A 13,287-nucleotide genomic window follows, 5' to 3' on the forward strand; every position below is an offset into this window, starting at 1 on the left:
TGGTGTTTTATCCTGTTGCTGAAAGTGACGCCTGGTCGGCGCGATACATAGGGACGGCGCCGCCGCCTGTAAAGCAAATTGGACCGGCCCAGGGCCGGCCCAATCCTGCATGCATACCCGTCAGTAGAGGCCGCCGCCGCCCGACTGGATGGCCTGGTTGGCCTGAGGCGACAGCGCGCCGCCGGAGGCATTGGACCCGTCAGCGCCCATGCCGATCACCCAATAGCTGTCGGCTGGCCCGGTGCCCGGCTTGAAGGCCTCGATGATGGTGCCGGGATCGCCCGAATTGGCCCGCATGCCGGTCTTGCGGTTGATGGCGACCAGATTCATGCCTTCGGGAACCTTGAAGTCGACATTGGGCGTGCCATCCAGCGCCACGCGCATGAAATCCTTGAAGATAGGAGCGGCGAGGCCGCCGCCGGTGGCGCCATGGCCAAGGCCGCGCGGCGTGTCGTAGCCCATATAGAGGCCGACGACGAGGTTCGGCGTGTAACCGATGAACCAGGCGTCCTTTTCGTCGTTAGTGGTGCCGGTCTTGCCGGCGATGTGGCGTCCGAGCTCGGCGATGGTGGCGCCGGTGCCGCGCTGGACGACGCCTTCCATCATCGAGGTGATCTGGTAGGCGGTCATCGGATCGAGAACCTGTTCGGAATTATCGACAAGCTCAGGTTCGGGCTGGTTCTGCCATTCGGCCGCGTTGCAGCCTTCGCAGCCGCGTTCGTCCTGCTTGAAGACGGTCTTGCCGTAGCGGTCCTGGATGCGGTCGATCAATGTCGGCTTGATCGACTTGCCGCCATTGGCCATGATCGAATAGGCCGAAACCATGCGCATCACCGTCGTCTCGCCGGAGCCCAGCGCCATCGGCAAATACGGCGCCAGATGGTCATAGACGCCGAAACGCTCGGCATATTCGACGACCAGCTTCATGCCCATGTCGTTGGCGAGGCGCACAGTCATCAGGTTGCGCGACTTTTCGATGCCGGAGCGCAGGGTTGCCGGACCAGCGACCGTGCCGTCGTAGTTCTTCGGCGTCCAGGTCGTGTTGCCGCTCTGGATGGTAATCGGCCCGTCCATGATCACCGACGCCGGCGTATAGCCATTGTCGAGCGCCGCGGAATAGACGATCGGCTTGAACGAAGAGCCGGGCTGGCGCATGGCCTGGGTGGCGCGGTTGAACTCCGACTGCGCGTAGGAGAAGCCGCCGACCATGGCCAGCACGCGGCCGGTGTGTGGATCCATGGCGATCAGGCCGCCTTCCACTTCGGGGACCTGGCGCAGGCTGTAGGCGTCGTCGGAGCCTTCGTTCTTCTGGACGAAGACGACGTCGCCCGGCTTCAGCACATCGGCCGGCGACTTGGCCCTGACCGTCTTGCCGCCGACCACATGGCGCATGGCAAAGCCCATGTCTTCCTTGCTGACGGTGCCTTCGACGCGCTCCTTGACGATGTCGCCCGACGCCTGGCGTGCCGGCTGCAAGCCAATCGACAGGCCGGATGCCGAACTGTCGAGCACGACTGCGAGCTTCCATTCGGGAACGTCTTCCAGTCCCTTCACATTGCCCAGCGGCACACCCCAGTCGCCGGACACGTCGATCGTCTTCAGCGGCCCGCGGTAGCCGCGCAGCGTGTCGTATTTGATCAAGCCGTTCTGCATCGCCTTGCGGGCGATGAGCTGGATCTTCGGGTCGAGCGTGGTGCGGACGGACAGGCCGCCTTCATAGAGCGCGTTCTCGCCGTAGCGGGCGATGATCTGGCGGCGCACCTCCTCGGTGAAGTATTCGCCGGCGAACAGATAGGTGCCGTTGCGGCGCGGCGTGACGCCGAGGGGCTCCGCCTTGGCCTTGTCGCCTTCCTCGCGCGTAACGTAGCCGTTCTCGACCATCTGGTCGATGACCCAGTTACGGCGCTCAAGCGCGCGGTCGGCATGCTTGAAGGGGTGATAATTGTTCGGCCCCTTGGGCAGCGAGGCCAGATAGGCGGCCTCGGCCACGGTCAGCTCGTTCACCGACTTGTCGAAATAAGTGAGCGCGGCACCCGCCACGCCATAGGCGCCGAAACCGAAGAAGATTTCGTTGAGGTAGAGTTCGAGAATGCGGTCCTTGGAATAGGCCTGCTCGATGCGGAAGGCGAGGATCATTTCCTTGATCTTGCGCTCGTAGGTCTGGTCCGAGGTCAGCAGAAAATTCTTCGCCACCTGCTGGGTGATCGTCGAGGCGCCAACCTGACGCCTGCCCGAGCCGAAATTCTGCAGGTTGACGATGATAGCGCGGCCCAGGCCGGTCACGTCAATGCCGGGGTGGTTGTAGAAATTCTTGTCCTCGGCCGACAGGAAGGCCGCCTTGACGCGGTCGGGGATGGCCTGGATCGGCAAATACAGGCGCCGTTCGCGCGCGTACTCGGCCATCAGCGCGCCGTCCGAGGCATGGATTCGGGTGGTCACCGGCGGCTCGTACTTGGCCAGCACCTCATAGTCGGGCAGATCCTTGGACAAATGCCCGATATAGATGGCAACCCCCGCCGCGACCAGCAGGGCCAGCGTCGTGCCGATACCGAAGAAATAGCCAATGAGACGAATCATGCCCGCTCCAGTCCTTGGTTCGGGAATTTCCTAAACGAAGCCGCCTTCCGCGCAAGCATTCGAGCCGGTCCCAACCCGTAATGGAAAACCCATGTCGCTACCATGTGGGCAAAATACGGCAAGGCCGGATTTCGCGGCCGTGAGTCGGAAATAAAAGCGTCGGGTGTTGTCGCCGCGCAACGCTGCCTGTGGTTGCAGGCGTCGTCAGGCATTTCAGCCCCCGGTTCCCGTTCCGGCACGCGCGGAAGCGAACAGCGCGACGGCGTTGGTGATGCTTTGCGCCGCCTTGCCGCGCCAGTCGGCGTCGAGCAGTTGCGCCTCGTCCTTGGCATTCGAGAGATAGCCTAGTTCGACCAGCACGGAGGGGACGTCAGGCGCTTTCAGCACCTTGAACCCAGCGGAACGCTGCGGATTGTTGATGAGGCCGACGCTGGTCGACAACTGGCCGACCAGCGTGTGGGCGAAACTCATCGAAAAGGTGTGGGTCTCGCGGCGGATCAGGTCGATCAGGATATCGGTGACTTCCTTGTTGTCGTCCTTGATCACCATGCCGGCGAACTGGTCCGAGAGATTTTCACGGTCGGCAAGCGCCTGCGCTTCCGGATCCGAAGCCTTGTCGGAAACGGTATAGACGGTCGCGCCACGGATGCCCTTGAGGCTGATAGTGTCGGCATGAATGGAGATGAGCAGGTCGGCCTCATGCTGGCGAGCGATGCGCACGCGGTCGTCCAGCCGCAAATATTCGTCGGTGTCGCGCGTCATGAAGACATCGTATCTGCCGACGGCGGCGAGCTTGTCGCGCAGTTCCGTGGCGAAAGCCAGCGTGACGTTCTTTTCGACGGTGCCGTTCAGGCCCTCGGCACCGCCATCGACGCCGCCATGGCCCGGATCGATGACGACGGTGAAGCGATGGCCCGGATTGGAGACCGGCCCGGTGCCGACCCGCCCGCCCTTGTCGGTCGAAACCGTGGAACCGGTGGTCAGCGCCTGATTGGCAAGGGCAGTGTCGAACTCGCGTTCGGAGGCCGCCGACATGTCGATGGCGATGCGGTAGCCCGCGCCGTCCTCGTTCTTGAGAACATCGAGCTTGTCGACCGCGAACGGCCCCTTGCCGGTGAGAACCAGCCGCGACACGCCTGCCTCCAACTCACCCAGGCGCACGCCCTTGACCAGCCCGCGAGGCTTCAAATCCTTGGCATCGATGGCTAACTTCGTATTCGCCAGATCGATGACCAGACGATTGGGCCCGCGCAAAAGGAACCATTTGACGTCGGGCTCACGGTCGAAATCCATGACGATGCGCATCTTGGTGGCATCGCCCGCCATCTTGTAACCGGTTGCCGTGAGCGGGGCATCGGCGGCGTTGGCGACCAACGAGATGGTCATCGACAGCAGGAGGCAGAAGATCGCGAGCAAACGGCCGCCGGCACGACTGCCCTTGTCTGTGAAGCCTGCCAGTCCCATCTCTTTGCAGTCGCTCCCGGTTTGGCGCCAAGGCGCCCGGTCATGTAGTCGAAGTGCCGGTTAGGCCGCGAACTCGATTAACGATTGGTATCCAGAGAAGGTTAACCAAGCCTTTTCACGCGAGGCCCGGACCCGTGCTTACGTGGCGGAACCGCTTTTGCCGGCGTCGGAAATCGGGGTTGCCTTCCAACCCGCCAAATCATAAAAGCGATAGTGGATCACTGCAATCCTGGAACCGCCCTCCTCCGCAGCTTCCCGCTACAGGTGAGACGAAAGGCGGCTCCTTTCGCTCCATGCGAGAAGGGTTCAGGTGATCGCGACGAATTTCGCAGGTGTGCGCCCGTGGCGGGGGAATCGCCTGCGTGAGGAAAACGGCCGGGTTTGTCCCGCGCCGGCTCTGTATGAGCAAACAAGCTGGTCCGGTTTCCGGGCTTTGGTTCAAAAGGTTCTGCTGGTGACGATGGCTTCAAGCGCAATCATGGAAAGGTCCGCATCAAACCGCGCCAATATGGCTGCGGGCGGCACCGCCATGGCGCGCAGGCACCGTCCGGCGGACATTCAGACATCCGGCACCCACATTCATCCAGACACACAGCAGCGGCCCTTGCGCCGCAAGCTGCGGCTGACGGCTGCCGGGGGGAAACGAAATAATGCCCAACAAAATGCTGATAGACGCCTCCCACCCGGAGGAAACACGCGTTGTCGTCGTACGCGGTAATCGTATCGAAGAATTCGACTTTGAATCACAGGACAAGAAGCAGCTCAAAGGAAACATCTATCTCGCCCGCGTAACGCGCGTCGAACCCTCCCTTCAGGCAGCCTTTGTCGAATATGGCGGCAACCGTCACGGTTTCCTCGCCTTCAGTGAAATACACCCCGACTACTACCAGATCCCCGTCGCCGACCGTCAGGCGCTGCTGCGCGCCGAAGCGCAGGAAGCCGAGGACGAGGACGATGACGACGGCGAAGGCGACGACCGCCAGAGCCGCGATCGCGGCCGGCGCGGGCGCCGGCGCGGCGGCAAGGGCCGCGACCGCGCAGAACACAAGCGCGATGCGAGCGGGGCCGATGCCGACGAGGCAACCGAAACGGCCGGCGAGGCAGGCGACGCCGACAATGGCAATGACGCCGTCTCGGAGAACACTTCCCACGGTTCGGAAACCATCGAACATGCGGCCGATATCCCGGAACAGGCCGCGGATGCATCCAATCGTGGCGAAGCCTCCCCCGAGCAGGGCGACGAATCTTCTGGGCAGAACGAAGGCGAGACCCGCGAGGGCGGCCCGACGTCGATCGCCGCCTCCGTCGACGCCGATGTGATTTCCGAACCCGTCCCGCTGACGGAACAGGGCAGCGAATCCAGCGACGATGATCGCGGCATGCTGGAAGAGGTTCAGTCTTCGCATCCGGACGATCACGAGGTCGAATCGGTCGGTGCCGAGGATGCCCTGGAGGAAGCGCGCAACCGCCGCAAGCCGATGCGCCGCCAGTACAAGATCCAGGAGGTGATCAAGCGCCGCCAGATCCTGCTGGTGCAGGTCGTCAAGGAAGAGCGCGGCAACAAGGGCGCGGCGCTCACCACCTATCTGTCGCTTGCCGGCCGCTATTCCGTGCTGATGCCGAACACGGCGCGCGGCGGCGGAATTTCGCGCAAGATCACCAGTGCTGTCGACCGCAAGCGCCTCAAGGAAGTGGTCGCCGATCTCGAAGTGCCGCAAGGCATGGGCGTCATCCTGCGCACCGCCGGCGAGAGCCGCACCAAGGCCGAGATCAAGCGCGATTACGAATATCTGATGCGGCTTTGGGAGAACGTGCGCAATCTCACGCTCCAGTCCACGGCCCCTGCCCTCGTCTACGAGGAAGGCAGCCTGATCAAGCGTTCGGTGCGCGACCTCTACAACAAGGACATCGACGAGATCCTCGTCTCCGGCGAAGAGGGCTACCGCGAGGCCAAGGACTTCATGCGCATGCTGATGCCGAGCCACGCCAAGGTGGTTCAGCCGTTCCGCGATACGACGCCGATCTTCGTGCGCAACGGTATCGAGGCGCAGCTTGACCGCATGCTGCAGCCGCAAGTGACGCTCAAGAGCGGCGGCTACATCATCATCAACCAGACCGAGGCGCTGGTCGCCATCGACGTCAATTCGGGCCGCTCGACCAAGGAGCACTCGATCGAGGACACCGCGCTCCACACCAATCTGGAAGCGGCGGAGGAAGTCGCCCGCCAGCTCAGGCTGCGCGACCTTGCCGGCCTGATCGTCATCGACTTCATCGACATGGAGGAGAACCGCAACAACCGTGCCGTCGAGAAGCGGTTGAAGGATCATCTCAAGAACGACCGCGCGCGCATCCAGGTCGGCCGCATCTCGCATTTCGGCCTGATGGAGATGTCGCGCCAGCGCATCCGCGCCAGCGTGCTGGAATCGACCATGAAGCCTTGCCCGCATTGCGGCGGCACCGGCCATGTGCGCTCCGATTCGTCTGTCGCGCTGATGGTGGTCAGGGCGATCGAGGAGTTCCTGCTCAAGGATTCGCGCAGCCACATCACGGTTCGCACGCCCGCGGCGACCGCGCTCTATGTGCTCAACCACAAGCGCGGCACGCTGGTGGAACTGGAAAGCCGCTTCGGCCTGACTATCACGCTCGAGGCCGACGACACGGTCGGTTCGCAGCATTATGCGATCTTCCGCGGCGCGCTGGCCGAAAAGCCTGAAGGCTTCGTCGAGGCACGCACCCTGCCGGCCTATGTCGAACCGGAAGAGCCCGAGGATGAGACCATCGTCGAGGAGGAAGACGAAGCACCGGCCCAGGCCGAACAGCCGCGTCAGCCGCAGCAAGGTCAGCACCAGCAGAGGCCCGGCGAAGAGGGCGAAGGCCGCGACCGCAAGCGCCGCAAGCGTCGCAGACGCCGCGGCGGCAAGGATCGCGATCGAGAACATGGCCACACCGACGGTGCTTCCGTGTCGGCGCAGGCCGACGAGTTGTCCACATCGGAAAGCCCGGTGAGCCGTGACGAGGCGGAAGCCGGCGACGAGGCTCCGGTCCCCGCGGCCGGAACTGCCGAAACGGCGGAAGCATCCGACGAGGGCCAGGGCAAGAAGCGTCGCCGCGGCAAGCGCGGCGGCAAACGCAACCGGCGCGAGGACGGCGAAGGCGAGGCCGAGGCAAGCGCCGATGAAGCGACCGAACCTTCCGGGGTCGATGCTTCCGAAAGCGAGCCTGCGATCGAGCCGGTAACCGTCGTGGCTGCGGAAGAGCCGGTGGCTCCAGTGAGCGACGAGGCGACGACCGCCGAGAAGCCCAAGAAGCCGCGGCGCGCAGCCAAGCCGAAGAAGGCAGCCGCCGAGGCTGTCGCCGAGGAGCCGATCGCTGAACTGGCCGTTCCGGCACCCGCCGAGACGCCAGCCACGGCATCGGACGAGGCGGCGGCAGCGACCGCCGAGGAAACACCGAAGGCCCGTCCGTCACGACGCAAGCCGGCGGCCATCGATGCGCCGATCGTGCCGGTGGTTTCCTCGACCGTCGCCGAAGAGCCGGAAACCAAGACCGAAGAGAAGCCGAAGCGCGCCGGCTGGTGGCAGCGGAAAGGTTTCTTCTGAGATTCAGCCCTTTGAACTGACTTCCTGAATAAAAAAAATCCCGCGCCGGTCGAAAGACGGCGCGGGATTTTCATATCCGGTTTGCCGGAACGTTACGGCGCGAAGATCGACCAGTTCATCATCCTGGCGAGCTTCTCCAGGGCGATCGAGCCCAGCTTGGAATTGCCGTTGGCGTTGAGGCCGGGCGACCAGACGGCGAGCGAGGCGACGCCGGGCACGATGCCCAATATGCCGCCGCCGACGCCGCTCTTGCCCGGAATGCCGACGCGGAAGGCAAAATCACCGGAGCCGTCATAGTGGCCGCAGGTCAGCATCATGGCGCCGATGCGGCGTGCCCGCTCGGCCGACACCACGGAATGTCCGGTCGCCGGATTCTTGCCGCCATTGGCGAGGAACCGACCGGCCATCGCCAGCTGCCGGCAGCTCATGGCGACGGCGCAATGATGGAAATAGACGCCGAGCGCCAGCTCCGGCGCATGATGAAGATTCCCGAAGGATTTCATGTAGTTGGCGAGCGCGAAATTGCGATAGCCGGTGGCGCGCTCCGACGCCGCCACCTCGCGGTCGATGATGATGGTATCGTCGTCGGCGAGGAACTGGATGAAGCGCAGGATCTCGCCGATCGCCTCGCGCGGCTGGTGGCCGGCAAGCAGGATGTCGGAAATGACAATGGCGCCGGCATTGATGAAGGGATTGCGCGGAATGCCGTTCTCATGCTCGAGCTGCACGATCGAGTTGAACGGATTGCCCGAAGGCTCGCGCCCTACCCGCTTCCACAGCGCGTCGCCGACATTGCCCAGCGCGAGCGTCAAGGTGAACACTTTCGAGATGCTCTGGATCGAAAAGGGCTGGTCGGCGTCGCCCGCCATCAGCACACGGCCGTCATTGGTGACGGCTGCGATGCCGAATTTCTTCGGATCAACCTTGCCGAGCTGCGGGATATAGGTGGCGACCTCGCCGCGATCGTTGCGTTCGGCCATTTCGGCCGCGACTTCGGCCAGGGCCTGCTCGAGTTCCGGCATGGATCTACCTCAGCCAGCGTTCGATGCGCGCCAATGCCTCGACCATGTCGTCATGGCTGCCGGCATAGGAGAACCGCATGGTGCGGTGCCCGGCCTGGGTGTCGAAATCACGGCCGGGCGTGGCCGCGACATGCGCCTCGGCCAGCATCTTGCGGGCGAAAGCCATGCTGTCATTGCTGTGCCGGGTGACGTCGCAAAAGGCATAGAAGGCGCCATCCATCGGTGCGGCCAGCGGAAAGCCGAGCTCCGGCAGACGCGTCATCAGGAGCTCGCGGTTCCAGGCATAGCGACCCTTGACCGCTTCCAGCTCCTCGGTAGCGGCAAAGGCCTCGATTGCGGCGACCTGCGACAGTTCCGGCGGCGAGATGTAGAGGCTCTGCGCAATGCGCTCGATGGGCCGCACCACCGCTTCCGGCAGCACCATCCAGCCGATGCGCCAGCCGGTCATGCAATAGTATTTCGAGAAGGAGTTGATCGCCGTGACACCGGTGCCAAAGGCGAGTGCGGTGGTGTCGGACGCCGCATAGGCCAGCCGATGGTAGATCTCGTCGGAGATGACGGCAATGCCGAGCGCCTCCGCCGTCCGGACCAGGTCCGCGAGATCATCGGCCGGAATGACCGCGCCGGTCGGGTTGGCCGGACTTGCGAACAGCACGCCCTTCAGCGGTTTTTCGCGATGCGCGGTCTCCAGGTGAGCGGCATGAAGATAGGCCGCATCGCCGAGCTCTATCTCGATCACTTCGATGCCCAGCGCCGCCATGATGTTGCGATAGGCGGGGTAGCCCGGCGCTGCGATGGCGACGCGGTCACCGGGATCGAACATTGCCAGGAAGGCGAGATTGAAGGCGGCCGAGGATCCCGTCGTGACCGCGATCCGGTCGGGCGCGACATCAAGCCCGTAGTGATCCCCATAATGTTCCGCGATCGCCTTGCGCAATCCAGCCAGGCCCAGCGCATCGGTATAGCCAATACGCCCGTCCTGCAAAGCCCTGGCCGCCGCGGCACGAACGCGGGCCGGAGCCGGATCGGACGGCTGGCCGACGGCCATGGAAATGACCGGCGCGCCCGTCGCTCTCAGCCGGTTCGCCTCGGCCAGCACATCCATGGCGTGGAAGGGTTCGACATTGCCACGGCGTGAGAGCGAAACGACCATTTTGACCTCGATCCGACGATTGAGCGCACCACGTCCCGGCGCATGCGCCGCACAAATGCCCGATTGGTGTGAGGATCACAAGTTGAGGAAGTTTTTCCGGTGCCGACTTTTCATCTTTCGCCCGCTCGTCTACCAGTGGACACGTCATGTTGAGCCGACCCAAATCGATGGTTGCCCGGGTAGCGCGCGTCGTTGCGACGCTTTCGCTTGGCGTCGCCGTCGCGGTGTCTGGTTCCATCAGCGCCTTGGCCCAGAACGTGCCGGTGGTGCGCGATGCCGAGATCGAGGCGCTGGTGCGCGACTACGCCCGCCCGATCTTCAAGGCCGCCGGTCTGGCGAATGACGGCATCGACATCGTCCTGGTCAACGACCAGAGCTTCAATGCCTTCGTCACCGGACGCAGGCTGTTCATCAACACGGGCGCCTTGATGGAAGCCGAAACGCCCAACGAGATCATCGGCGTCATCGCCCACGAGGCCGGCCATATCGCCGGCGGCCACCAGCAGAAACTGCGTGACCAGCTCGAGCGCGTCAAGACGATGGCCATCATCGCAACCTTGCTGGGCGCTGGCGCCATGGTCGCCGGGGCGACCACCAACAGCCGCGGACTTGCCGGCGCCGGCGTGGGCGTGGCGGCTGGCGGCGGCGAGATGGCGCAGCGCAGCATTCTCGCCTATCAGCGCACCGAGGAGATGACGGCCGACCGCTCGGCGATCACCTATCTCAACGCCACCGGCCAGTCCGGCATGGGCATGCTGAAGACGTTTCAGCGTTTCCAGACGGCCTTGTCGCTGTCGGGCGCGCAGGTCGATCCCTACCGGATCAGCCATCCAATGCCGCGCGATCGAATCTCCAACCTCGAAGTGCTGGTCAAGCAGAGCCCCTATCTCGACAAGGTCGATGCGCCGGCACTGCAATTGCGCCACGACATGATGCGGGTGAAGATCGCTGTCTACATGGAAGGCCAGGCCGCCGCGTCGCGGCTGATGCGAAAGATGCAGGGCAGCCTTGCCGCGCAGTATGGCGAGGCCCAATCGGCCTATCTTTTCGGCAACATCGCCACCGCACTCGCCAAGACCAACGCCTTGATCAAGGCCCAGCCCGGCAACGCCTATTTCCAGGAATTGCGCGGCGATATATTGATGAAGGCGAACAAGCCCAAGGAAGCTGCCGATGCCTACGCCAAGGCGGTCAGCCTCGACAAGGCGCGATCCGGATTGCTGCCGGTTTCGCTCGGCCAGGCGTTGATGGCGACGGGCACCCCAGACGCTCTGAAAAAGGCCGTGGTGCAGATCAACAACGGCTTGCGACGCGACAAGGAAAATTCCGTGGGATACCGCTATCTGGCGCAGGCCTATGGCGAACTGGGAGACATACCAGGCGCCGAGCTTGCCACGGCCGAGGGTCATTTCTATTCCGGTAACTACAAGGATGCGAAGATCTTCGCCATGCGAGCGCAGCAGCAACTCAAACGCGGCGAGCCGCGATGGATTCGCGCCCAGGACATCATAAACTACAAGCCGTCGGGCAAGGTATAGTGAACCTTCCGGCCGTGCGCTGCGACGCAGCCAGGCCGGAAAACAGGCAAAGGAACGGAACGATGAAAAAGGCACTGCTGCTGGGCACCACGGGAGTTGCGATAGCCCTTGCCATGCTGGCGTTCGGTTTCGTGGCCGGCAGCCCGCAAATCGCGGAAGCCGGTGCGGCGCAACCGCTTCAGACGGCAGCGGACGATACCAAGATCGACCGCACCGAGGTCGAAGGCATCATCCGCGATTATCTCCTGAAGAATCCGGAAGTGCTGCTGGAAGTCCAGGATGCGCTCGAGGCCAAGCAGAAAGAAGAGCAGCGCATTGCCCATCTCGGCGTCATCAAGGGCGCCAAGGAGCAGATCTTCAACTCCTCCTTCGACGGCGTGGTCGGAAACCCGAAAGGCAAGGTCACGATCGTCGAGTTCTACGACTACAATTGCGGCTTCTGCAAACGCGCCATCGAAGACATGCAGGCGCTGACCAAGGCCGATCCGGACCTGCGTTTCGTGCTCAAGGAGTTCCCGATCCTCGGCCCGGATTCGCAGAAGGCCAGCGTCGTCTCGATGGCCTTCCACCTGATGATGCCGCAGAAGTACGGTGAGTTCCACAATGCGCTGCTCGGCGGCCAGGGACGCGCCACCGAGGCGGCGGCGATCAAGGTCGCGCTTTCGCTCGGCGCCGACGAAGCGACGCTGCGTGAAAAGATGAAGGACCCGTCCATCACCGAAGCCTTCTCCAAGACCTACGATCTCGCCAACAAGCTGGCGATCACCGGAACGCCGTCCTATGTCGTCGGCAACGAGGTCGTGTTCGGGGCGCTCGGACAGGAAGTCCTGGCGGAGAAGATCGAGGCGGCGAAAGCCGCGCTTTGATCGGCCGCGGGTTTTCTTCACGGGCGCATTTCCGCCTGTTGTGGACAGTGAAAGAACGCACTTGCGCTCTTTCCGCGGGCGTCTATGCCCATTATAGAGGGCCCAGCGCCGGTTTGACGCCGGTGCCGGAAAAGGTCGGCATTTTTTGAAAACGGTTTTCGTCCTGAACGGTCCCAATCTCAACGCGCTCGGCAAGCGCGAGCCTGGCATCTATGGCGGCAAGACGCTTGCCACCATCGCGGACGACTGCAGAGAGGCGGGCGCGGCGCTCGGGCTCGAAATCGATTTCCGCCAGTCGAACCACGAGGGCGACCTCGTCGACTGGATCCAGGAAGCCGGCGACAAGGCCGTCGGCATCGTCATCAATCCCGGCGCCTATAGCCACACGTCGATCGCGATTCACGACGCCATCCGTTCCGTGGCGCCGCTGCCGGTCGCCGAGGTCCATCTTTCCAATATCCATGCGCGGGAACCATTCCGCCACGTCTCCATGGTCGCGCCGGTCGCTGTCGGCATGATCTGTGGCTTTGGGCCGCTCGGCTACACGCTGGCGCTTCAGGCGCTGGCCGCACGCCTATGACCGGCCAACAAACAGAAGGCTCGAAAATGTCGATAAAGAAGACCGGTGTTGACCAGCAGCTGATCCGCGACCTGGCGGGCATACTGAACGACACCAATCTCACCGAGATCGAAGTCGAGCTGGGTGACCTGAAGGTGCGCGTATCGCGGCAGGCACCGGCCGTTCACGCGATAGCCGCGCCGCAGCCGGCCTTTGCGCCGGCGCCGGGGGCCCAACCTGCCACCGCAGCCGTTCCGGCCTCGGCCGACGTGTCGAAAAACGCCGTGGCCTCCCCCATGGTCGGCACCGCCTACCTGGCGCCCTCGCCGGACGCCAAGCCGTTCATAGAGATCGGCCAGAACGTCAAGGAAGGGCAGACGCTGCTGATCATCGAAGCGATGAAGACGATGAACCAGATCCCCTCGCCGCGCGCAGGCACGGTGACGGCGATCCTATTCGAGGACGCACAGCCGGTCGAATACGGCATGCCGCTCGTCGTGATCGAGTAG

Annotated in this window: 9 protein-coding genes; 5 read left to right on the forward strand and 4 right to left on the reverse strand. The window is 63.6% G+C overall.

Annotated elements, in window-relative coordinates:
* Positions 1–120: 120 nt before the first annotated feature.
* Complete coding sequence (locus FJ940_RS07265; RefSeq protein ID WP_140493638.1) at positions 121–2,577, reverse strand: penicillin-binding protein 1A; 2,457 nt, start codon at positions 2,575–2,577, stop codon at positions 121–123.
* Between the two features lie 213 nt (positions 2,578–2,790).
* Entirely contained in the window at positions 2,791–4,041 is a 1,251-nt protein-coding gene (locus FJ940_RS07270) for an N-acetylmuramoyl-L-alanine amidase (RefSeq protein ID WP_140493640.1), read from the reverse strand.
* A gap of 650 nt (positions 4,042–4,691) precedes the next feature.
* Between FJ940_RS07270 and FJ940_RS07275 the strand changes: the two genes are divergently transcribed.
* A complete protein-coding gene (locus tag FJ940_RS07275) occupies positions 4,692–7,640 on the forward strand; it encodes a ribonuclease E/G (RefSeq protein WP_140655972.1) in 2,949 nt (982 codons plus the stop codon).
* A gap of 92 nt (positions 7,641–7,732) precedes the next feature.
* Here the strand turns inward: FJ940_RS07275 and FJ940_RS07280 are convergent, their stop codons facing one another.
* Both FJ940_RS07280 and FJ940_RS07285 read right to left on the reverse strand, forming a co-directional pair.
* Positions 7,733–8,662, reverse strand: coding sequence for a glutaminase (locus FJ940_RS07280; RefSeq protein WP_140493644.1), 930 nt, complete (start codon positions 8,660–8,662; stop codon positions 7,733–7,735).
* A gap of 4 nt (positions 8,663–8,666) precedes the next feature.
* Positions 8,667–9,815, reverse strand: a complete 1,149-nt coding sequence (locus FJ940_RS07285; protein ID WP_140493653.1) for an aminotransferase class I/II-fold pyridoxal phosphate-dependent enzyme — start codon at positions 9,813–9,815, stop codon at positions 8,667–8,669.
* A gap of 146 nt (positions 9,816–9,961) precedes the next feature.
* Here FJ940_RS07285 and FJ940_RS07290 point away from each other — a divergent pair, with 146 nt between their 5' ends.
* The 4 genes from FJ940_RS07290 to accB all read left to right on the forward strand — a co-directional run bounded on the left by FJ940_RS07290 (position 9,962) and on the right by accB (position 13,287).
* Entirely contained in the window at positions 9,962–11,353 is a 1,392-nt protein-coding gene (locus FJ940_RS07290; RefSeq protein WP_140655975.1) for a M48 family metalloprotease, read from the forward strand.
* Between the two features lie 62 nt (positions 11,354–11,415).
* Complete coding sequence (locus tag FJ940_RS07295; protein ID WP_140558690.1) at positions 11,416–12,219, forward strand: DsbA family protein; 804 nt, start codon at positions 11,416–11,418, stop codon at positions 12,217–12,219.
* A 145-nt stretch (positions 12,220–12,364) separates the two neighbouring features.
* Positions 12,365–12,799 carry a type II 3-dehydroquinate dehydratase gene (gene aroQ / locus FJ940_RS07300; RefSeq protein ID WP_140655978.1) on the forward strand — a complete coding sequence of 145 codons (435 nt, stop codon included), beginning with the start codon at positions 12,365–12,367 and terminating at the stop codon, positions 12,797–12,799.
* 26 nt (positions 12,800–12,825) lie between these two features.
* Entirely contained in the window at positions 12,826–13,287 is a 462-nt protein-coding gene (gene accB / locus FJ940_RS07305) for an acetyl-CoA carboxylase biotin carboxyl carrier protein (RefSeq protein ID WP_140655981.1), read from the forward strand.

This window comes from Mesorhizobium sp. B2-3-7 (assembly GCF_006442695.1).
GTDB lineage: Bacteria > Pseudomonadota > Alphaproteobacteria > Rhizobiales > Rhizobiaceae > Mesorhizobium.